This window comes from Rhodoferax sp. (assembly GCF_028714215.1).
GTDB lineage: Bacteria > Pseudomonadota > Gammaproteobacteria > Burkholderiales > Burkholderiaceae_C > Rhodoferax.
Genome location: NZ_JAQTMS010000034.1, coordinates 1 through 21,876, shown reverse-complemented (window position 1 = coordinate 21,876; position 21,876 = coordinate 1). Strand labels below are relative to the sequence as shown.

Sequence of the window (21,876 nt, the reverse complement as noted above, 5' to 3'; positions counted from 1 at the left end):
CGAGGATCCATGAACCGTATACCGGCCGCCGACAGCGCGCCCAGCCCGGACCGGCGAGCAGCGGCCTCGGTATACTGGCGCAGCGCATGACACGGATGCATATGAAGACATTTGGGCAGGGTCTGACCCTGCCAGGTTCCCGATGAAACTCACGCTGCGCGCAAAGGGCATTCTGGCCTTCATGGTGCTGCTGGGTTACATCGGGATGGTGGCACTCATCCTGGCGCAGGAACGCGCCAAACTGTTGCGCTATGCCGTGGAATTGGAGCAGATCTACACCCAGGAAAGCGCGCTCGCGAAAGCCAGTTATGCGGTGTCGCACACCTTGCTCAAGTGGCAGGAAAAGTTCATCTCCGAAACCGTGCTCCCGGCGTTTGAGGACGAGCTGGCACTCGATATGGAACTGGCACAGGCGGGCCTGCAGGGCTTGCTTGAGTTTTATCCTGAACTCGAAGTGAACATGGAGCGCCTGAACCGGGATCTCAACAAGCTGAGCCTGGAACCCGCCGGCAGCGGGACCGGGCTGAAAAACAATCTGCGGGAATTGACCGAGCACCTGGACCAGGTGGCGCGCCAACTGCGCACGCGCCGGGACATCCTTTGGGACCGCTACCGCGATGTGTACGGCGCGATATCGGTGACCAATTTGTTCATGGGCCTGTTCGGCGTGGTGTTTTTTGGCGCGGTGGTGACACTGTTTTTGACGCGGCTGGCCCTGGATGCCAAGAAACTCGCGGCGCGCGCCCTGGACATCGTGTCAGGCTATCGCGGCCCCCCGCTGGAAGTTACACGCCACGATGAAGTGGGCGGTCTGATGGAGGCCGTCAACCGCATGCAGTTCGAATTGCGGCGCTGGGAGCAACAACTGGAAATCGCACGCGAGCAACGCTTTCACAAGGAGAAGATGGCGGCCATCGGCTCCTTGGCGGCGGCCGTCGCGCACGAGATCAACAACCCGATCGCCGCCATTGCCGGCATTGCCCAGTCGATGAAGGACAGCGGCGGCTACCCGGCGGCTGGCGAAACCGGTATCGACCCACCGGAGTTAATCCTGGCGCAGGCCAAACGCATCGCCACCATTTCGCGCCAGATCGCCGAGCTCACGGCGCCTCACTCGCCCGAGCAGGAGTTGCTCGATCTGAACGCGCTGGTGCGCAACACCTGCAATTTCATCGGCTACGACCACCGTTTTCGACGCATCGACATGGTGCTGCAACTCGATTCCCAGATCCCGGCGGTCAGCGCCATCGCCGATCATCTGACGCAAGTGCTGATGAACCTGCTGATCAATGCCGCCGATGCGCTGGAAGGTGTCACCGAGCGCCAACCGACCATACGCATCGCGACGCAGGCGACCGAGCGCGAAGTGAGCATCACGGTGCACGACAACGGCAAGGGCATGAGCAGCGAGGTGCTGGCGCGCGCGTTCGAGGAATCCTATACCACCAAACCGCCGGACAAGGGCCGCGGTTTGGGCCTGTTCCTGTGCAAATCCCTGATCGAAGACAGTGGCAACCGGATCGAGCTGGAATCGAAGCCCGGCAGCGGCACCACCGCGCGCATCCGTCTGACTTTGCCGACACCGCCTACCGGAGCCTGAACCACCATGTCATCCCTGCATGTACTCGTTGTCGACGACGAACCCGCTTTACGCCAAATCCTGGCCGCCGCCGTGAGCAAGGCCGGCTATTCCGTGGACCAGGCCAGCGGGGTCGTCGAAGCCACCGCCAAGCTGGCCCGCGGCGATGTCGACGTGTCGCTGTGCGACATCAAGATGCCGGACGGCAACGGCATCGATCTGGTGCGCAGTTGTCGCGCCGCCGGGATCGAGACCACGTTCATCATGGTGACCGGCTTTGCCTCGCTCGAAACGGCGGTCGAAGCGCTGCGGGCCGGGGCATCCGACTACATCACCAAACCCGTTCGCTACGAGGAAGTGGTGCACCGGCTGTCGCAAATCGACGCACTGCGCGGCTTGCGCGAGGAGAATAAGGCCTTGCGCAAGGTGGTCAGCGACAGCGCGCCCAAGCTGTACCGTTTTAGTTCGCCCGGGATGCTCGAAGTCGAGCGACTGGTGGGCAAGGTGGCGCCGACCGACTGCACGGTTCTGATCACCGGAGAAAGCGGTACCGGCAAAGGCGTGACGGCACGTCGGATCCATGAGCAGAGCCCACGCCGCGACGGTCCTTTTCTTCAGGTCAATTGCAGCGCCGTGCCGGAACACCTGCTGGAGAGCGAATTTTTCGGCCACACCAAAGGCGCCTTCACCGGTGCCGAGCGGGCCCGCAAAGGTCTGTTCCTGCAAGCTGACGGCGGCACCATCTTTCTGGACGAAATCGGCGAATTGCCCATGCCCATGCAGACCAAGCTGCTGCACATGGTGGAGGAGAAGGAGATCAGGCCGGTCGGCAGCGAGCAGGTGCGACGCGTCGATACCCGCATCGTCGCGGCGACCAATGCCGATCTGCCGGCGCGCGTGCTGGAAGGAAAATTTCGCGAGGATCTTTTTTTCCGACTCAGCATGTTCCAGATTCAGTTGCCGCCCTTGCGCGCGTTGCGGGCCGACCTGCCCGGACTGATGCGCTTCCTGCTGCGCAACCTGCGCCCCAGCACCAACGAGTCGGACGCCATGACGATCGATTCGCTGGCCGAGGAAATTCTGCTGGCGCACCCCTGGCCGGGGAACGTGCGCGAAATGGAAAACGTCATCAACCGCGCCTGCATCCTGGCCGAGGACAACCAAATCTCGGTTGCCGACCTGCCTGCCACCATGATCCGGACCGCCTCGGCGCAGACTTCGGCCGCCGCCGAGATCAGCTCGGACGGGCTGTTGCGCGACCAGTTGCGCAGGCACGAACTGGCCATCTTGCAGCAGGCCATCGAAGGCGCCGCGGGGGATCGCAAGCTGGCCGCCCAAAGGCTGGGGATAGGACTGTCGAGCCTGTACCGCAAGATGGAAGAATTGCCACGTGGCAACCTGAGCAACGGGGATACCGAGGCGGCTGTATAGACACACAGACCGCAACCCTTGGGCCAGATCAAATTGACACTCAAAAGTTACGGCTTATTTACATTTTGAATGCCAACGCCGGGATTATGCTTACACTCTATCTAAGAGACAGCAACCCCCGTTGAACATGGTGCAGGCATTCAAATTCTGGTTATTCACTCTGCTCGCCCTCAGCGCCTGCGTAGCCAGCACCGGGGCCGCCGGCACCGGCAGCAACGCTGGCGCAAGAACCATTTCGGGACAGTTTGCCGAATGGCCCGTGCCAACCCCCAAATTTGCCCGCGACCCCGCGATCGGGCCCGACGGCAGCGTTTATTTCGCGGTCAAGCGGGGTGACAAAATCGCCCGCTTCGAGCCCAAAACCAAGCTTTTCCAGGAGTGGGATCTCCCGGCCGGAATGCAACCGCGGGGCATGTTGGTGGCGCGCGACGGCAAAGTCATTTTCGGCGGCTCCGGCAACAGCGCCATCGGCGAGCTCGATCCGTCCAGCGGCAAGATCAAACTGTACAAGCTCCCATCCCGCGACGGCGATCCCTATACCCTGGTGTGCGATGCCCAAGACAACATCTGGTTCACCGAAAGAAAGGCCGGCAGGCTCGGAAAGCTCACGCGCGCCAGCGGCAAGGTTACGGAATACCCGATCGGCGACGATCCGTATGGACTGGCGCTGGACCAACGCGGCAATGTCTGGGTCACGCGCAAAACGGCCGGCCGGATCTCCAAATTCGACCCTGCCAGCGCTCAGATCAGCGAGTTGTTGCTGGCCAAGGGCTCGCAGCCCCGGCGTATCGCGGTGGCGCCGGACGGCATGTTGTGGGTCTCGCTCTACGGCACCGGCAAGCTCGCCAAAATCGATCCGATAGCAAACCTGGTGGCGAAGGAATATGAACTGCCCGGTGGCCCCAATGCCGGTCCTTATGCGGTCAACGTGGACCGGATGGGTCGCATCTGGACCAGCGAGATCCAGACCGACAACGTGATCATGCTGAGCCCGGGCAGCGAGACGCTGCGGGTCTTCAAGCTGCCCACCCGAGACACCGGGATTCGCAACGCCGCTCTCGATGCCAGTGGTCGCTACTGGTACGTCGGCAGCGCCTCCGGGAAGCTGGGCGTCATCGAATAACGGGGCCTCGATGCGACAAAACGCATCACATCTTGTGGCATTTCTGACAGGAAACCATGCCCTTGGCAAAACGGTTCAACTTGGGCAGCTCCGAGCGATGCGGCTCGTGACAACTGACGCAGTAGAACTTCTGGCCGGCACGCAGCGGATCCTTCGCCTCCTTCTTTTCATTGCCCAGGGGATGCCCGCTGCGCGTAAACCCGGCGATCACATGGGGGGCCTTCAAGGTGTCCGGGTGGCAGTCCAGACATAGCGCCGCCGGCTCCATCTTCAGCAGACCCCGAAACTCGGAAGCGTGCGGCGTGTGGCAACCCTGGCAATTGCCGACCGCGATCGGGCCATGCACCACCTTGCCTTCGAACAGCTTCTTCTCGTGGCACTCATCGCACATGGCGGAGCCTTCGGCCGAGCGTTCCTTGGCCGTCTTGCCCTTGATCTTGTGCGGCAGCGCGTTCGACTCGATCTCGGCATGGCAGTAAACGCAGCCTTTTTCGAGCGCCGCGTGCACCACCTTCTTCTGCGCCACCGCGGCGTGACAGTCAAGGCAGGCCTTGTCCTTGTCCTGAGCCAGTGCCGGCAGCACGCAGCCCAGGGCCAGGACCCAGGACCATGCCAGGTTCGCGATCAGACTTGGTTTGGTTTTCATCCACGATCTCCGTTCGGTGGCACTGAATTTTTCCGCGTTCCAGGCGCATCGTTTGCCCCTGCGTGTCGGCATCCGCGTGACCATCTTCAGTAGTTATAGGGGCCATGGTTTTCGTTGTGACAACTCAAATAACAACGTCCGCCGTTCGTGCCGACACGCTCCCAGCGAATCGCCTGGGTGCCGCTCTTGGTGACGATCGAGGTGTCGAAGTTGATTAACCTGCTGTTGCTCAGCGCGCTGCCCTGCGTGCTGCTGACACCGTGCGGGTCATGGCAAACGTTGCACGGTGTTCGTTGACCGACGATGTGCAGGTAGTGATAGCGAAAACTGCCCACTGGCGGGCTCTGCGAAGTGATGACACTCCGGTTGTGGCACTTGTAGCACAGCGCATAAGCAGCGGCACTCTCGCTGGTGTTGTCGGCGATTGTGTAGGCGCGTTCGAGCAGCAGCGGGTTGGTGGAACCGTGCGGTCCGTTGGGACCGGCGCCGCCGGCATTCGGCCCGGCATTGTTGTTGTGGCAATCGGTGCAGTTCATCTGATCCGTCGTGGTCCAGGGCGTCAGCAGGCTCGGCACGTTGCTGCTCTTGCCGACACCGGCAATCGGATGGTAGGACGGATTGCTGGTCTGGAACTCCAGCCGCGTATTGGTCTGCACGATCACGCGCGGGGTACGCGCCGCCGGCCTCCGGCTGGTGCTGTCGGCGTGGCAGCGCAAGCAGATCTGGTACTCGGCGGTGACCGGGCTGACCGCCGTACCGCTGATGTTGATGCCGCGCACGTTGCTGAGCGCTCCCGACAGTGTGATCGGCATGCTGCCGGGCGCTGAACCGGGGGTGCTGTTGGCGGAATGAGGGTTATGGCAATCCTGGCATTCGACGTGCGCGCTGCCCATCAGGTTGGCTTCGGCCGCATCATGCACGCCGGCATAGGAACCGACGCCGTGATGCGACACCTTGGCCAGCTCGGTCTGGATATTCTTGGTCGAGGTCGCCACCGTGCCGCTGTGGCACACCAGGCAATTGGTTTCCTCCGTCGCGCTGTTGAGCAATTGCTTCTTGCCCGGCGCCGTGTGCGGCCGGTGGCAGTTCTCGCAGGCGTTGCTGGCGACGTTTTGCGGACTGTTGCTGGTGTGCGGCCACGGATTGGTACCAGTGCCGCTCCAGGTTTTGGTCGAGGTCGCGTGATCGCTGGCCGCCCAGTAGCTCTTGTTGTGGCAATTTCTGCACAATGCGGAGCCGGTGTTGTCGAGCACCAGGAACTTTCCGTTGGCATTGTCATGCGGACTGTGGCAGGAAGTGCATTGCATCTGCCCGCTGGCATCGAGCTTGACAACGCCGCTCGGGCTGCGCAGCTCGGTATTGCCGAGCACGCTCGAATACAGGAACGAAATGGGATGGTCGTCCGACAGATCGGTGCCGATAAAGCTTTGATCGCCCACGGCAAAGTTGTTTTTCCCGCCCGCCATGGCGACGTTGGCGGCGCGGCTGCTGATCTTGCCCAGCGCGATGGTACCGTCGTGACAGCTCAGGCACAGCAGCGAGGCACCGGTCGGCTGCCCGGGGCTGGTGATCTTGCGCGTGCTGCTGGTATAGGGCGTATAGGGGCCGGCCGGCTGATCGCGGTTCCACAGGGGACCGGCCGCCCTGGCATTGTGCGGCACGTGGCAGAAGACGCAAACCTCGCCTTCGGAAGTGGCTTTGATGGTGCCAGGACCGGTAGCCGACAGATTGTGCTTGCTGGCCATGATGCTGGCCGACTGTGCCGGCACGCCGGCCCACAGCAGAAAGACCAGCGTGGCGGCGCAGCCGAGCGCCGCCCCTAGGCGCTTGATCATGTTGGCCCTCCGATATAGCGAAATATCTGGACCCGCTGGTTGTAGGAATCGGCAACGTAAATCATGTCATTCTCATCAATGAAAATCCCCGCTGGCAACCAGAACTCGCCGCGATCGCCGCCGATGCTGCCGACCGAGAGCAGGTAGCGGCCGGCGACATCGAAAATCTGCAGCGCGCTGTGCAGCGCGTCGACCACGTAGATGTGGCCATGGCTGTCGGCAGCGACGCTCTTGGGGCGTATGTTGTCGCCCAGACCATCCCCCACTTGCCCGAAGTCGCTCAGGTATTTGCCGGCGCGATCGAACATCTGAATGCGGAAATTGAGCGAGTCGGTGACGTACAGGCGTCCCGCCGGATCCAGCCATATCAGGGTCGGGTAGTTGAACTCACCGACCGCGTCGCCACGCCGGCCGAAGGCAAATGCCAGCGTGCCGTCCGGCTTGAACACATTGACGCGATGCGCGCCGGTGTCGGCCACATAGAGATTACCGGTGCTCTTGTCAAACGCGATGCCGGTCGGTTGCAGCATGGCCGGCAGGGCCAGCGCTGTCGCGGATGTCGCCCCGGGCCGGATCACCAGCACTTGGGCGCGCTCGGAATCGGTCACATACACTTCGCCGGCGTTGCCCAAGGCCAGGCCCACCGGCGACGGCAGAGCCAGACCGCCGTCGCCGACAAGCAGTTCATGGCGCCCCGCCTTCGGCTCGAAACGGTGCACCCCATTGGCGCCCGGATCGGCCACATACACCACCCCGTTGCTGGCCAGCACCGCCATCGGGCGAATCAGGCGCACGTCACGGGCACCAAAAACCAGTTCGCCCAGGCGTGCGAAAAATCCCTTGTCGATGCCCAAATCGTCCGGCCTGGAGAATTGCCTGACGAAGCTGATGCGGGGCGGATTGGGGAGGTCCGGCCACACCAGCGCGGCCTGCTCCTCCGGCTTGAGCGGCACGGGTGCGCAAGCGCTCAAGACGCCCAGCGCCAGCAGCAGCCCCACGGCGATGGCGCGGCGGTAAGCGGCGTGTGTCATGGTCAGAGATCCCTCCTCAACAACATCTGGCCATAGCTGCGCGTTCTTTCGGCCACGCCCTGCGCGTCGCGCACACGGCTCAGGTCCACGCTCCAGAGCAGTTTGCGCTGGCGCCATTGCGCCTTGAGCGATGCCACCGAGCCTTCCCGCAGTTCCGGCGTGCCGGTGTCGCGGTGGCGGGTCGCTTCGACGGACAGGTTGATGCCTTGGCCGACGCGCGCCCATAGACGCAGGTCGACGGCGCTCAAGTTCACGCCTTGCAGGGGGCTGCCGTCGTAGTCGACTTGCATTCTGCGCGAACCAACGCGCATGCCGCCGCTTCTGAGCAGGGGCAGATCGGTCTGGGCATAGGCTTCCATGCTGGCGCGCCGGTAGGGCGCGATGGTTTCGTGGCGGATTTCGCGCTCGGCACTGCCGCCCAGCTCGAACTCCTGCCATCCCAGCGATACCGGAAAATCGGTGCGCGCGCCGTAGAACGTGCTGCTGACCGCGTTGAGTGGCGAGCTCGGCGCGCCGGATTCCAGGCGCGGGGTCGAAGTCAGGTAACGCGCGAACAGATTGAGGTAGTTCTTGAACGACCAGCTCAAGTTCAAGGTATTGTCAAACTGGCTCGCCGCATAGCTGCCGCCACTCAGGTAGGCATAGTCGATCAAAACCTCCTGCCCATCGAGGATGTTGCCGCTGATCAGCCGCTGCAGGCGCAGCTCAAGACCGACCTGGGACAGCACATAGTCGCTGCCTTCGACAAATACCTGGGTCCGCGTCAGATTGCTGACCACCACCGAGCCGGCGACGATCTGCGGCTTGCCCAGCGCGGCGAAGCCGGTTCCGCCCAGGGTTGCATGCTCGCCGACCATCCGGCTTTCCAGCGCCGTCGCTTGCTGGTCGCGTCGACTGTAAGCGACGCTGTAGCCGGCCGTCGCCTGGCCCAAGGGCAGCATCTGGCGGTATTGGACGGAACCGTCGACCGCATACAAGGTCGAGCTGAGCTGGCTGGCTCTGTTGCTCTCACCGCGCGCCGCGAGTGTGCCCGACAGCTCGGGTTTGAATTGATAACTGAGCCCGGCGCTGAGCGAATTCTGGGTCATCGACTGATCGTCCTGCCGGCTGGCGCTGAGGTTGTAGCGCCCATAAGTCTGTAGCGCGTCGGACTGTCGACCGCGCAGGTCGAGCCCGAAACTGAAGTCCTTCAGATTCGACAGCGCGCCCTGGCCCACCGTGTAGCTGCTCCGGTTGAGCGTCACCGCATTGCTGAGATCGTATTCGCTGCTGGCGCCAAACCGCAGGCGGGTGTCCAGGTTCGCCCGGTCGCTGGCCAGACTGCTGACCTGAATCGGCAAACCGGCGCTGCCGCTGGCGGAATCCTGGCGCGTGCTGACCAACTGAAACGTTGTCTCGCCCAGCTTCCTCAGGGTGGTGTCCAGCTTGAGTCGCAACTGGTCGATCCGGTCATCGACCACCTGCCCAGCCCCGGTTCCCTGACTTCTGGAGCGCGTCAGGTCCAGTTGCATCGGTACCGGCGTCACCGCCTCGAGCAGCGAAAAAGTGGCGCCGTAGCGGGTGTTTTCGGTCAGCATCTGTTGGGCCGGACCGACGCTCTGGGTCTGGCTGCCGCGGTCGTAGAACAGTGCGCCGGTGTAGGGTTTGTCGCGCAAGAAGGTCGCGCGTCCGTTCAGGTTGAACATTTGCCGCCTGGCGTTGGTGCCGGCGCCGTCACTGCCGTCACTGCTCTTGTCGAGCACCGGGCCGCCGCCCAGATCGAGCGACAGCAAACTGGGGTGATAGATGTAGCTGTGCGTCATGAGGTAAACCTCCTCACTCAAGGTCGACTGCCTGGCGTGCAACAGGGCACCCCCGGTCGGTCCGGTGCTGCCGCTGTCGTCGCTCAGATAGCGTGCCTGCACATAACCCTCCACCGCCGTGAGTCGAAACGGCGCGATTTCCGACGCGGCCTTGAGCCGCAACGACGCATTCGCCTGAGCCCAGCAAGCGCTGGCCACTGGCAACAAGGCAATGCCCAGGGCCAGGCGCGCGGCGCGGCGGGCGGCCCTGGTGGACATGGATTGATTCACGTCGGCGACCCCCGTTTTGCGCAGCTCTTTGGCAACTCAGGTGGTGCGCGCCGTCAAGGGGCCGGTTTCGCTTCGAGCTTTTCGTCCGCTGGATAGTTGACACCACTCATTTTCCCGAAACCGAAGACATCGACCTGATTGGGTCCGAACTGACTGACCACCAGAATCAGGTGCTCGATGTTGAATTTGGGGTCTGCCAGGCTGCGAAACAGCGCCACGTTGTCGTAATCGATGGCAACACCGGCCGGCAGGTTGAGTCCGGGCAAATTGTCCCCCGGCTGCCCGAACGCCATCAGTATGCGTCCCTGATCGTCGAAGATCTGCACGTTCTGGAAGGCCGCGTCGCTGACGTACATGCGACCGGAGCGGTCCATCGCGATGCCCTTGGGCCGTGCAAACTGCCCGGGGGCCTGCCCCGCTTCGCCGTAATGGCGCACGAATTTACCTTCCGGGGTGAAACGCGCCACCCGGAAGTTGCCGGTTTCGACGATGTAGATGTCGCCATCGCGGCCGATCGCCAGATTGGTCGGTTGATGCAGCGATTTTTCCTTGTCGACCTCGGAGCGGCCGAATTTGAACTGCAGTTTTCCCGAGCGCTTGTCCAGCACCTGCACCTCATGGTGCTCGATGTCCACCACATACAGCCGCTCGCCGGCAATCGCCACATCGACCGGCTTGATCTCGTCCTTGCCGCCATAGGCCGCCAGGAAACTGTCACCCTTGTCGTAGACCAGCACCTGATTGCGCGCGGTGTCCGTCACGTACCGGGTGCCGTCGGCGTCGATGGCCACGTTGATGGGCCGCTGCATGCGTCCGCCACCCGAGCCGGACACGAGCGAAAATTTACGGGTCTTGAGGTCGAACACCGCCAAACCGGGGCCACGGCTGTCGGCAACAATGATCTTGCTGTCGGACATCGTCACCCCATAGGGGCGCACCAGGGCATCCTCGACCTTTTCCTCGCCCAGCAGGAAATCCTTCAGGCCGCCGCTTTCCTTGACCGTCTCCAGATCGCGTGCGTTGGCAAAAGTGGCCAGATGCTGGATGCGCGGCGCATCCGGCGCGCGCGGATAGAACTGGGCTTCCTTTTGCACCGGTGCCTTGGCCGGCGGCGCGGCACAGCCCGTCAGCAGGGCCAGCGCACCGAGCAGCGCGCCGACATACCGCATTCGGGTCGACATGAACAGGGGGGTTGATGGTTTAGGCATGATCGAATGTCGGGAAACGGAGCGGCTTGCCACAGAGCTGACCGAAGGTTTCCAGACTTGAGTGTGTGTGCGTAAAGTGACAGTGTTATGACCATTTCCACCGGGTCGATCGAAGGCTCTGGGGCACGCTTTCCCCTTGAGCCATTCGATTCGGGTGCAGTTGCTTAAGCTGCGGCCTACTTGGCGTGGCAGGTCGTGCAAAGCGCACTGTTCACCGTGGAAACTTTCAGCAGCTTGGCTTCCACCGCGGTACCCGAGACGCTGTTATGCACGTCGTGGCAGGAAGAACATTCCATGGTGGCGGAACCGGCGGTTCCGACCAGCATCTTGCTCTCGATGGTGCCCACATTGCCGGTACCAATGGTTGCCGCGGTGCTGACGGCACGCAAACCGGGGTCCAGCGATACCAGTGCCGCGTTATAGACAAAGCCGATCGGGTGGTCGTTGCTGAGGTCGGTGCCGAGCAGAGGAGATCCCGTGACCATTTTGGTTCCGGTGGCGCCACCAAAACTGTCGATCGCGATGGTGCCATCGTGGCAGGACAGACAGAGTTTGGAGACGGCACCCGGCTGACCCGTCGTGGCGTTCATGGTGGAGTTGGTGTACAGCGTATAGCTTGCCGCATTGGCGGCGCGGTTCCACAACAGCGTGGTGGAGGACGTATTGTGCGGCGCATGGCAATAGATGCAAACCTGCGTGGTGGTGCCTTTGTAGGTTGCGCTAGGCCCGCTGGCGGAGAAGTCGTGCTTGGAAGCGACGATCGACCCGATGGTGGCCTGCGCCGAGGTCGCGCCGAGCGCCAACAGCAGCGATGCCGCTGCCAGCCCAGCCCATTTCAGGCTTCTAAATTTGGATTTCATTGTGTCTTCCTTTTCCTTTGATCAAAGAGGGTTGCAGAGATGTACGAGGTAACCGTGACTTCCAACGCATAAGGCATGCCAGTGGCCAGCCCTCTGCAACAGCCGCCCTTCGTTCTCGGAGTTGCTTAACAAACTCTTTACAAATCAAGGGCTTGCAAAAAATGGCCGATGCCATCGCCGGGACTGCTTCGGATGTCGGCGCGTCAGCCGACAAGCAGCAGCGCTTTTTTTCCAAATTTTGAAAAAGAGGGCCAGCTGTTTTCCCGATTTCGGGAAGGCGCGTTTCAGCGTGCCGACTTGCAGCGCTCCAGGCCTTCGCTGGCCGCCGGGCTGGCGCCATCGAGCGCCAGCGCCTGATTGAAGGCTGGCAGCGCGTCAGCACAGTTGCCCTGCGCCGACAGGATCTGGCCCAGCAGCGCCTGTGCCGGCGCCAGCAAGGGGTCTTTCGCCAGGCTCTTGCGCACGCTGTCGAGCGCCTTGTCGTAATCCTTGTTCTTGAACTGAACCTCGGCCAACGCGCGATAGCGTCGCGCCACCTGCGCGCTGCCGCCTTGCGTGGCCTTGGGTGGATCGAGCACCAGGCCCAACTGGGCATCCGAGATTTCGTGCAACACGTGGCGGATGCGGGCGCCGATGACCGGACAGTAGTCCAGGGCGCGAAACGGCTCGAAGGCCGCCAGTTTTTGATCGCGCCCGACGATCACCACCACCGGATGCAGGTCCAGGCCCAGGCTGCCGTAAAGCGTGTCGCCGTCGTCCAGCAGCACCGGCGCCGCGAAAGCGGTGTCGCGCATCAGGGCAGCCACGGCCGGCGGCGCGGCCGAACCCGAGACCAGCGCCAGCCAGCGCACCGACTTGCCGGCGAACTCCTGCTGGCAGCGCGCCAGCTCGCGCAGCGCCCCCAGGGAGCGTTCCTGGTCGGGGCGAAAGAACACCAGCACGTTGGCCTCCACGTTGCCCAGCAGTGGGGCCTTGCCGCCGTCCAGGGTGGGCATCTCGGTGCTGGCCACCACTGTCCCGATCGCCGCATGCGCCGCCCGGGCCGGTTGAAAAGCGGCCACCAGCCCAACCAGTAGCAGCAGGGCCGTGATCTTCATCGCTAAGGCGCCGTCTTATTGGCGTAGCTCTTCTCCGCGTGACAGGTTTTTTCGCAGGAGCCACCGGTGGCTGTCTTCTTGTAGTTCAGCTTGAGCATCCAGCCGCCCGATCCGTAAGGCACGCCGTCGCGGATCAGGTGGTCCTGCTTGGCCGCGTGCACCTCGTGGCAGGCACGGCAGGTACGACCGCGGCCGGACTGCTGCAGGTGAAGGTAATGCAGGTTGGTGGCGCCGTTGCGAAAACTTGTCAGCGTGCTGGTCTGCGCGGTGGAAAAAGCCTTCTCCTTGTGGCAGCCAAAGCACAACGCGTAATTGCGGGCGTCGTAGGGGGCATAGAACTCCGGCGGATAGTTCTGATTGACCAGACGGAACAGATCGCCGCCGTGCGGTTCGTGGCAATCGGTGCAGTCCTTGGAGGCCACCGGACCGTGCCACTTGGGGTTGTTGTCCAGCCAGCTCTTGATGTTTTGCAGCTTCTTGCCATTGGCGTCCTTCATGCTGTCCACGTTGTGGCAGTTGACGCACAGGTCGAACGGCAACTGGATCAGCAGTTTCTCCACCGTGCTGCCGTGTGGGTTATGGCAGTTGGCGCACTTGGCGCCGGTGGTTAGCGCTTTGTGGGGTACTTTTGCACTGTTGTGGAGTTTGCCGATCTTCTCATGGCAACTGACGCACAAAGCCCCTGGTTCAAGATGCAACAGCTTGGGGAAAGCCGCATTGTGCGGGTTGTGACAGCTGGTACAGGCGGTGCGGGCCGGCGAATGGGTGTGCGCCCGTTTCATGACACCGGTGAATTCCTCATGGCATTCCAGGCACAGGGCCGGTCCCTTTTTAAGCACCGGTCCGGGTGCCTTGGGGTCGGCGTTTTGATGGCAAATCTTGCAGTCGCCGTCCTCGAACGGCGCATGGCTGGAAGCCGGCGCCGGCTTGACTGGCAGCGGCACCAGCGACCGGGGCGCGGAGGCACGCCCGGCTGGTGCGCCAGCGGTTTTTTCAGCCGCCGCTTCGACGCCTGCCGCGCTCGCCTTGGGCTGAGCGCCTTGCGCAAAAACGGGGGTCGAAAGCGCCAGCGCGAACGAGCATAAGACGGCAAAAGCACCGCGGGGTGGTGTCATTGAACTTCCTTGAGTGAAACGCATGTGGCAAACGGCTAGCGCTGGTTATTTGGCATGGCAGGTGGTGCACAAGGCACTTGCCGCATTGGACTTGCGCAGGAACGGCGCGAAGTCGTTGCTGTGCACGTTGTGGCAGGAGCCGCATTCGACCGCCCCGGCATAGAGCTTCACCTCATTGGGCGAGGCGCCGCCCCAGCCCTTCTGGGGATCGGTCGGTACCTTGAACGCCGGGTCCTGGGCCGCGGTCGGGTAGGCGATGGAGACCGGGTGGTCGTTGCTGAGGTCGGTCCCTAGCACCAGGGTTCGCCTTTTGCCGCCGTACATATCCGAGTGGCAGCGTTCGCAGTTGGGCTCCGAAGTCATGTCGGGGGCCGGGTGGCCGGGTGGCTTTACCAGGTCGTGTTTGGTACTGACGCTGTTACCGTGAACCACGGTGCTGGCATTCACCCCATCGTGGCAGCTTAGGCACAGGCGCGAAGACACCCGCGGTTGGCCCACGCTGACGTTCATGGTCGGACTGCCGTACAGGGTGAACACCTGGGTCGTCTCGGCGCGGTTCCACAGGGGCGCCTGAAGGTTGGTGTTGGCACCGTGCGGGGTGTGGCAGAACTCGCATACCTGGGGTGTGCCGGCGGTGCTCAAGTCATGGCGCGTGCCGATCACGCTGCCGCCGTAGAGGGTTGACGAAAGCAGCAACGTGCCGCCCATGGCGAGCAAGCCTTTCAACAGCGTCCCTGCCGCGCCCCGGGGAGCAGCGCAAGAACGCAGGATTGGACCGACCGTTATCTGAATTAAAGGCATTTGGCGTTGGCGACAATGACAGGAAGTGCACTCTTCAAGCACATTGCATGCCATTGCCTGGAGGTCCCACGAGACTGCCCAAAGTGGCTCGAAACAGGAGTTTCGCGGGTTACCACCGGTTGCCGGAATGTTTCAAGTGTCTGTCGCCGAGTTGCCATTCCCGAATCCGGGAATAACACTCTCAAAATAGGGAAAATTGAGGCACCGTGCGGGCACCGCGCCCGAGTGCAGGGCCCACACTGGCAAGCATTTTGCTTGAGGTGATGGGTCCCGAACCGAGTCCCTTTACCGGTACTGATTTCCATCAATCCACGCACCACGGAAACTACCAGAATTTTCACCATGAGCAAACGTCAGCAGGTCCACCTGCCGCTAGAGGTCAGGATGGTCGCAAAGATTGGGCTGAGCGTGGCCGGCGCTGCCAGCCTGGGACTGCTGGCGGTACTTGGGCTGGTCAGCGATGATCAAGCCGGCAGCTATGGGCAGATCATCGGCGCCTTTGACCTGGCCAGGCAAAACCTGGGGCCGGCCCTGCTGGTCTTGGGCCTGACACTGACCGGTTTCGCCGGCATCAGCGCCTGGATGTTTTCCCTGTACGCCAGTTTTCGCGTTGCCGGTCCCCTGTACCGGATGGCACGCGATCTTGAACAGCAGATCGATCAGGGACCGGTGGCGCCATTGCCGATTCGCACGACCGACCGCCTGCAGCGCGAATGGAAGGCTTTCGAAGCCAGTGTTGCGGCCTTGCAGGCGCAGCACGAAGAACTGAGGCAGGCACTCGGCGCGGTCAGGCGTGCCCTTGGGCCAAATAACGAAACTGTGGACGCGGCCACGCTGGCGTCGGCGCTTGCCCGCCTGAAAAACACACAACAGCGTGTCCGCCTGTAAATGCACAAATGGATCATCGCCGGTGTGGGTACCCTCATCCTGTGTGTGATGGGACTGCTGTATGCGGCCCTCGGTGACCGACCCGCCCACCCATCGGGGACCGGCTGTGGCAGTTGCCATATCGCCGGGTCGGATGTCGAGCCCGATCAGGCCTCCAAGCTGGTCGCTTCCCAGGAGCAGTTGTGCGTCAAGTGCCATGAGCGGGCGGTGCAGCTCAGCCATCCCAGTGGCTTCGTTCCCAGGCGCAGCTTGCCAGCCGAGTTTCCACTCGATTGGAAAGGTGACCTGACCTGTAGCACCTGCCATGTGACACATGGCCGGGAGCCGGGGCTGCTGCGCGGGAAAAAGCGTGGCCGGGAATTCTGCCTGGGCTGTCACGATCCGGCGTTCTTCCGCAACATGAAGGACGCCGGAACCTCGTTGGTGATATCGGGGCATCTGGACGTCGGTCGAGGGCGCGGCACGGTCGACATCGATGCCCATTCCCTGCATTGCCTGGGCTGCCATGCCGGCGGTCATTCGGGTGGCGGATCGGTCAGCGTAAGCCGCAATGGAGTGCTGCGCCACGCCAGTGGCACGGCGCCGCATCCGATCGGGCGCAGCTATCGCGAAGCCAGCCTGCGCGGCGGCTTCCAGCCGGAGCAGCAACTGGCACAAAAGAAAATTATCCTGTCGAACGGAAAGATCAGTTGCATCTCCTGCCATGAAGCCTACAAAAAAGACCACGGCAAGCTGGTGGTGAGTCTGGAGCGCTCGGGATTGTGTCTTTCCTGCCACGCCAAATGAAGTCGCCGGCTGCCCACGAGCCCACCCGTCCGGTTTACCGGCGCCGGCGGCATTACGTGGACAGTTCCGTCCAGCGCTCGCTGCTGCTGGCGATGATGACGCTGGAAGTGGCTCTGGGCGCGGCATCGATCTGGCTGCTGCACTGGCGCCTGGACAACTTCATCGACAACAGCATGTACCGCATGCAGGTGGCCCATGCCGGGCTCACATGGATGCGACTGGTGGCGGAGGGTTTCCCGGTCCTGGTGTTGTTCGTGGTGACCAATCTGCTGGCCTTGACGCTGGTCGCGGGACTCTGGAGTGCCCGTGAAAATCTGGTATTGCGGGATTTCAGCAAGCTGATGGAGAAGACCCGGGAACTCGATTTCTCCAGCGATCCCGAACCCTGCCGGCAGCATGAGGTGCTTAAGCTGGCATGGGCCTGGCGAGCGCTGGAACGTGCCCGTTTCGCTGCGCTGCGCGAGCAGTTGGCCAATCTGGAGGGCGCCGAGCCAAGCGACCCGTCTGTGCAAGATCTGCGAGTCGCCCTGACGCGTTTGAACCAGCTCCTGTCTTGAACCTTTGCGGCGGGCCTAGCACGCTGCTACAGGGTCTGATGGCAGCGAACCGGGAGCCTTGCCACGCCACCCGACACGGGTCCAGCGATCACCGCTTCACCATCGCCGCGCCTGGGTTGGCGCGAGTGTGAAATACTGTCGGCCTGCACTGACCTGTAACCGGTCGAGCCCCAGAACACAGCGCTGCCCGAAACCTGCAGAACAATGAACTGTTTAACCACCGCCTGGACCACCCACGAGCCCGAGTTGCGCGGCTGGCTGCGCCACCGGCTGGGTGATGTTGCGCAAGCCGATGACTTACTGCAAGACCTGTTCCTTAAAGCCTTGCGTCAGGGGGAGCGCTTCTGCGCGGTACAGAACGCCCGTGCCTGGCTGTTTGAGGTGGCGCGCAACACGCTGGCTGACCGGCTGCGCGTGGCCCGCGATACGGTGCAGCTACCCGAGGACCTGGCCGCGCCGACTGACGAGACCGACACCGTGGACACCCTGACCGCCTGCTTGCCGCGCGTACTCTCGGAATTGACTGTGGAAGACCGCGAAGCCATCACGCTGTGCGATCTGGAAGGCATGGCGCAAGCTGATTTTGCCGCCGCCAAGGGTCTGCGTCTGAGCGCTGCCAAGTCGCGCCTGCAGCGTGCGCGCCAACGCCTGAAGCAACGCATGACCGAAGGCTGCCAGGTGCAACTGGACGATGTTGGCCGGGTCAGCGATTTCGTGCCGCGTTAGCACCTCCTGCATCGCCAAAGGTGCTCTTTACCAAAAATATTGCGTTTCCCTGCGTCTTTTTCCGGGTTGGATCGTCTTCACTGGCATGACTACCTTGAGCGCTCCTTTCAAGAGCTTGCACACCCGCCGGCCTCTCGTCTTCCTGACCCTGGCAACCGTCGCCTGGCTGGCGCTGTACCAGACCCTCGATCCCGCGGCCGAGGCCCTGGTGGCGACGCTGCCGGTGGACCGGGCCAGTCACCTGGGGGGTGCCTTGCAGTTCTTCTTCTACGACACACCCAAGGTGTTGCTGCTGCTGACCGGTGTGGTGTTTGTGATGGGCATGATCAACAGCTACTTCACACCGGAACGCACGCGAGCATTGTTGGCCGGTCGCACCGAAGGTGTCGCCAACGTGATGGCGGCCAGCCTGGGCATCGTCACGCCGTTCTGCTCCTGCTCGGCGGTACCGCTGTTCATCGGCTTTGTGCAGGCCGGCGTGCCGTTGGGTGTGACCTTCTCATTTTTGATTTCGGCGCCGATGGTCAACGAGGTGGCACTGACGCTGCTGTTTGGCATGTTTGGCTGGCAAGTCGCCTTGCTGTATCTGGGTTTGGGCCTGTCTGTGGCAATTGTGGCGGGCTGGGTGATTGGCCGCCTGAAGATGGAGGCCTATCTGGAAGACTGGGTGCGCGACATGCCCAAAATGTCGGCCGATTTTGAAGCCACCGGCATCACGCTGGGCGAGCGCATCCAGGGCGGCTTCACTGCCGTGCGCAATATCGTGGGCAAGGTCTGGCCCTACGTCCTGGGCGGCATTGCACTCGGTGCCCTGATCCACGGCTATGTGCCGCAGGACTTCATGGCCAGCTTCATGGGCAGGGAGGCGTGGTGGTCGGTGCCACTGGCCGTGGCCATCGGCGTGCCGATGTACAGCAACGCGGCAGGCATCATCCCGATCGTGCAGGCGCTGCTGGCCAAGGGCGCCGCTTTAGGCACCGTGCTGGCCTTCATGATGAGCGTGATTGCGCTTTCCTTGCCCGAAATGATCATTCTGCGCAAGGTACTCAAGGTGCGACTGATTGCCACCTTTGTGGCCGTGGTGGCTACCGGTATCTTGCTGGTCGGTTATGTTTTCAACGCTGTTCTTTAAGGAGATTTCATGGACATCAAAGTACTCGGCACCGGCTGCGCCAACTGCAAAAACACCATCGCCCTGATCGATCAGGTGGCCAAAGCCAAGGGCATCGTCATCGAGTTGAGCAAGGTGGAGGAGCTGCGCGACATCATGGGCTACGGCGTCATGAGCACGCCCGGCGTCGTCATCGACGGCAAAGTGGTGCACGCCGGCGGCGTGCCGAGTCGCGACAAGATCGAGCAATGGCTGGCCCCGGCCTGATCGGGTCAAAGGAATAACAAGATGAACCCGCAGAAAAAATTTCATCTGGTGTTTTCCATTTTGATGGGAAGCCTCATGTTTCTGGTGATGACTTTTGTCATCACCTTCGCCAACGTCGGTTGGAGCGAGAACTTTTCCCGGCTATGGATGAAAGCCTACGGCATCGCCTTTGTCGTCGGCGTGCCGTTGATTTTTTTTGTGGCGCCGGTGGCGCGCAAGCTTACCGGGCGCTTGCTGGACATGCCAAATTGAGTCGGACGAGCTGAGTATGCGCTCGGGGTCTTGGCGACCCTAGTTACGCTGGTGGCAAGAATGTTGTAATGACGGCTATGTACCCACCTGTCCACTACGTCAGCGAGCTCTTGAGTGCAGCCCTGCGTGGACCCGAAAGAAAATATACATGAGTGCAGGACACGCCCACGACCACGCGCCGGCCAACTTCAACCGCGCCTTTGCCATCGGCATCGCGCTCAACGTCTTCTTTGTCGCCGTCGAGGCGTTTTACGGCTGGCGCGTCAACTCGCTGGCCTTGCTGGCCGATGCCGGACACAACCTGAGCGATGTCGCGGGTCTGGTGCTGGCCTGGGGTGGCGCGCTGGCGGTCAAGCTGGCGCCCGATGCACGCCACACCTACGGCTGGAAGCGCGCCACCATTCTGGCCGCTTTTGCCAACGCCTTGCTGTTGCTGATGGCGATCGGCGCCCTGGCCTGGGAGGCCGTGGGCCGGCTGCTGTCACCGCCCGCTCTGGTTGACGCGCAAGGCAGCACCATCATGCTGGTGGCGGGCGTCGGCATTGTGATCAACACGGCGACCGCCCTGCTGTTCATGCGCGGACGGGAAAGCGACCTCAACATTCGCAGCGCCTTTACCCACATGGCGGCCGATGCCCTGGTGTCGGCCGGTGTCGTGGTGGTGGGCGCCTTGACGCTGTGGCAGGGCTGGGCCTGGCTGGACCCGGTGGTGAGCCTGGCGATTGCGCTGGTGATTCTGCTGGGGACCTGGGGCCTGTTCAAGCAGTCGCTGCACCTGCTGTTCGACGGTGTGCCCGACAGCGTCGATCCGCTGGCGGTGCAAGCCTGCCTGGCGGCGCTGCCCGGCGTCACGCGGGTGCACGATCTGCACATCTGGGCCACCGGCACCTCGCATATCGCCCTGACGGCGCATCTGGTGATGCCGCAGGGTCACCCGGACGATGCTTTCCTGAAACTCGCCAACCATCAATTGCATAATCAATTCGACATCACGCATGTGACTTTGCAGATCATGCAGGAAGCCTTCACCACCGCTTGCACGGAGCACCCTCACGAACCGCATCATGGACACCCACACTGACCCAAGCGCCGGCGCTATCGTGGCCTACAACACGGCCGAAGCCTTGAACCAGGCTTGTTTTTGCCGCACTCTGAACCAGGACCGCTTGTCGGAGCAGCTGGAACGCGATGCCAGCCTGAAGGGGATGATGCAAAACATCGCGCAGACACGACCGCACCTGTTCTCGTCCACGGTGGTTTTTCTGGCCAACGAGATGGAACAAAAGATCGTTGCCATGGTGGCGGCCATCGAGCGCGTGGTGGCCCTGCCAGGTTACCGCTCGCAAGCGCTGGCGCGCGCGCCGGCCGTGGCGCAACACGCTTTCGGTCCCATCGGCGCCTGCATGGGTTTTGACTTTCACCTGGGCGCCGATGGCCCGCGGCTGATTGAAATCAACACCAACGCCGGTGGTGCCCTGCTCAATGTGGCGCTGGCGCGGGCCCAGCAGTCGTGCTGCCAGGCGATGGACTGGGCCTTTCCGCAAAAACCCCGCGCCGACACCCTGGAACAGACCTTGTTCGACATGTTCATGGCCGAGTGGCGCTGCCAGCGTGGCGCCGCCCCCTGGGGCTCGGTGGCGATCGTGGACGACGACCCCGGCGCGCAGTATCTGGCACCCGAGTTCGAGCTGTTCCGGCAACTGTTCCAGCGCCATGGCGTAGCCGCCAACGTGGCCGATCCGACGGCACTGGAATGGCGTGAGGGCAAGCTGTGGCACCTGGGCGCGCCGGTCGACATGGTTTACAACCGGCTGACCGATTTTTATCTGGCCGAGCCCCATCATCAAGCGCTGCGCCAAGCCTATGAAGCCGGCGCCGTGGTGCTGACGCCCGACCCGCATGCCCATGCCTTGTATGCCGACAAACGCAACCTGATCGCGCTGAGCCAGGACGCGCAACTGGCCCATTGGAGCGCCGCATCGCAGGATCGCAATGTGCTCCAGGCCGGCGTGCCGCGGACCGAGTTGGTGACGCCCGAGCGCGCCGACGACTTGTGGGCACGCCGGCGCCAGCTCTTTTTCAAACCAGTGGCCGGTTACGGCGCCAAGGCGGCTTACCGCGGCGACAAGCTGACGCGCCGGGTCTGGGGCGAGATTCTGGCCGGTGACTTTATCGCGCAGGCGCTGGTGCCGCCCAGCGAGCGCCTGATCGAGGTCGATGGTGTGCTGAGCGACCTCAAATTCGACATTCGCGCCTACAGCTACGCCGGCCAAGTTCAGTTGCTGGCAGCGCGCATGTACGCGGGTCAAACCACCAACTTCAGAACCGAGGGCGGCGGCTTTGCGCCGGTGATTGTGGTCTCGCCCGCTGTACAAGAAAATTATTCCCCCAGCAACGCTGCAAGCTGTTGATTTAGCTGGCGTTTCCTCTCTTGGCCAGTGCAATGCCCAAATCCGGTGTACAAAATCCATGTACTTGAACCCCGCGCAGA

General features: G+C 62.6%; 21 protein-coding genes. 12 read left to right on the top strand and 9 right to left on the bottom strand.

Annotated elements, in window-relative coordinates; translation table 11 throughout:
• Positions 1-142 precede the first annotated feature (142 nt).
• The 3 genes from PHS32_RS15415 (at position 143) to PHS32_RS15405 (ending at position 4,133) form a co-directional block, all read left to right on the top strand.
• On the top strand, positions 143-1,600 hold the full coding sequence (locus PHS32_RS15415) for an ATP-binding protein (RefSeq protein ID WP_301079923.1): 1,458 nt from the start codon (positions 143-145) through the stop codon (positions 1,598-1,600).
• A 6-nt stretch (positions 1,601-1,606) separates the two neighbouring features.
• Positions 1,607-3,010 carry a sigma-54 dependent transcriptional regulator gene (locus tag PHS32_RS15410; protein WP_301079922.1) on the top strand — a complete coding sequence of 468 codons (1,404 nt, stop codon included), beginning with the start codon at positions 1,607-1,609 and terminating at the stop codon, positions 3,008-3,010.
• 259 nt (positions 3,011-3,269) lie between these two features.
• The gene (locus tag PHS32_RS15405) at positions 3,270-4,133 is read left to right on the top strand and encodes a hypothetical protein (protein ID WP_301079921.1); all 864 of its coding nucleotides are present in this window, start codon (positions 3,270-3,272) and stop codon (positions 4,131-4,133) included.
• A gap of 25 nt (positions 4,134-4,158) precedes the next feature.
• Here PHS32_RS15405 and PHS32_RS15400 read toward each other — a convergent pair whose 3' ends face one another.
• From PHS32_RS15400 to PHS32_RS15360, 9 genes are all read right to left on the bottom strand, one after another.
• Positions 4,159-4,779: a cytochrome c3 family protein gene (locus PHS32_RS15400; RefSeq protein ID WP_301079920.1), complete on the bottom strand. Its 621-nt coding sequence runs from the start codon at positions 4,777-4,779 to the stop codon at positions 4,159-4,161.
• An 86-nt stretch (positions 4,780-4,865) separates the two neighbouring features.
• On the bottom strand, positions 4,866-6,614 hold the full coding sequence (locus tag PHS32_RS15395) for a cytochrome c3 family protein (protein WP_301079919.1): 1,749 nt from the start codon (positions 6,612-6,614) through the stop codon (positions 4,866-4,868).
• Complete coding sequence (locus PHS32_RS15390) at positions 6,611-7,645, bottom strand: 6-bladed beta-propeller (protein ID WP_301079918.1); 1,035 nt, start codon at positions 7,643-7,645, stop codon at positions 6,611-6,613. Before PHS32_RS15390 ends, PHS32_RS15395 begins: the two co-directional genes overlap by 4 nt.
• Before the next feature lie 2 nt (positions 7,646-7,647).
• Complete coding sequence (locus PHS32_RS15385) at positions 7,648-9,705, bottom strand: hypothetical protein (protein WP_301079917.1); 2,058 nt, start codon at positions 9,703-9,705, stop codon at positions 7,648-7,650.
• 65 nt (positions 9,706-9,770) lie between these two features.
• A complete protein-coding gene (locus PHS32_RS15380) occupies positions 9,771-10,925 on the bottom strand; it encodes a hypothetical protein (RefSeq protein ID WP_301079916.1) in 1,155 nt (384 codons plus the stop codon).
• Positions 10,926-11,101: 176 nt separating this feature from the next.
• A complete protein-coding gene (locus tag PHS32_RS15375) occupies positions 11,102-11,785 on the bottom strand; it encodes a cytochrome c3 family protein (protein WP_301079915.1) in 684 nt (227 codons plus the stop codon).
• Between the two features lie 284 nt (positions 11,786-12,069).
• Entirely contained in the window at positions 12,070-12,882 is an 813-nt protein-coding gene (locus tag PHS32_RS15370; protein WP_301079914.1) for a tetratricopeptide repeat protein, read from the bottom strand.
• A 2-nt stretch (positions 12,883-12,884) separates the two neighbouring features.
• A complete protein-coding gene (locus tag PHS32_RS15365) occupies positions 12,885-13,997 on the bottom strand; it encodes a cytochrome c3 family protein (RefSeq protein ID WP_301079913.1) in 1,113 nt (370 codons plus the stop codon).
• A gap of 45 nt (positions 13,998-14,042) precedes the next feature.
• Positions 14,043-14,723 carry a cytochrome c3 family protein gene (locus PHS32_RS15360; RefSeq protein ID WP_301079912.1) on the bottom strand — a complete coding sequence of 227 codons (681 nt, stop codon included), beginning with the start codon at positions 14,721-14,723 and terminating at the stop codon, positions 14,043-14,045.
• Between the two features lie 417 nt (positions 14,724-15,140).
• Here PHS32_RS15360 and PHS32_RS15355 point away from each other — a divergent pair, with 417 nt between their 5' ends.
• The 9 genes from PHS32_RS15355 to PHS32_RS15315 all read left to right on the top strand — a co-directional run bounded on the left by PHS32_RS15355 (position 15,141) and on the right by PHS32_RS15315 (position 21,796).
• Positions 15,141-15,686 carry a hypothetical protein gene (locus tag PHS32_RS15355; RefSeq protein ID WP_301079911.1) on the top strand — a complete coding sequence of 182 codons (546 nt, stop codon included), beginning with the start codon at positions 15,141-15,143 and terminating at the stop codon, positions 15,684-15,686.
• Entirely contained in the window at positions 15,687-16,472 is a 786-nt protein-coding gene (locus PHS32_RS15350) for a cytochrome c3 family protein (protein ID WP_301079910.1), read from the top strand.
• Positions 16,469-17,029, top strand: a complete 561-nt coding sequence (locus PHS32_RS15345) for a hypothetical protein (protein ID WP_301079909.1) — start codon at positions 16,469-16,471, stop codon at positions 17,027-17,029. Before PHS32_RS15350 ends, PHS32_RS15345 begins: the two co-directional genes overlap by 4 nt.
• Before the next feature lie 204 nt (positions 17,030-17,233).
• Entirely contained in the window at positions 17,234-17,755 is a 522-nt protein-coding gene (locus tag PHS32_RS15340) for a sigma-70 family RNA polymerase sigma factor (protein ID WP_301079908.1), read from the top strand.
• An 85-nt stretch (positions 17,756-17,840) separates the two neighbouring features.
• Complete coding sequence (locus PHS32_RS15335) at positions 17,841-18,887, top strand: permease (protein WP_301079907.1); 1,047 nt, start codon at positions 17,841-17,843, stop codon at positions 18,885-18,887.
• 9 nt (positions 18,888-18,896) lie between these two features.
• Positions 18,897-19,133 (top strand): thioredoxin family protein, encoded by a 237-nt coding sequence (locus PHS32_RS15330; protein WP_301079906.1) that lies wholly within the window; start codon positions 18,897-18,899, stop codon positions 19,131-19,133.
• A gap of 21 nt (positions 19,134-19,154) precedes the next feature.
• Entirely contained in the window at positions 19,155-19,385 is a 231-nt protein-coding gene (locus tag PHS32_RS15325; protein ID WP_301079905.1) for a DUF2798 domain-containing protein, read from the top strand.
• A 148-nt stretch (positions 19,386-19,533) separates the two neighbouring features.
• Positions 19,534-20,466, top strand: coding sequence for a cation diffusion facilitator family transporter (locus tag PHS32_RS15320; protein ID WP_301079904.1), 933 nt, complete (start codon positions 19,534-19,536; stop codon positions 20,464-20,466).
• Positions 20,450-21,796: a hypothetical protein gene (locus PHS32_RS15315; RefSeq protein ID WP_301079903.1), complete on the top strand. Its 1,347-nt coding sequence runs from the start codon at positions 20,450-20,452 to the stop codon at positions 21,794-21,796. The genes PHS32_RS15320 and PHS32_RS15315 overlap by 17 nt, the downstream gene beginning before the upstream one ends.
• Positions 21,797-21,876: the final 80 nt, after the last annotated feature.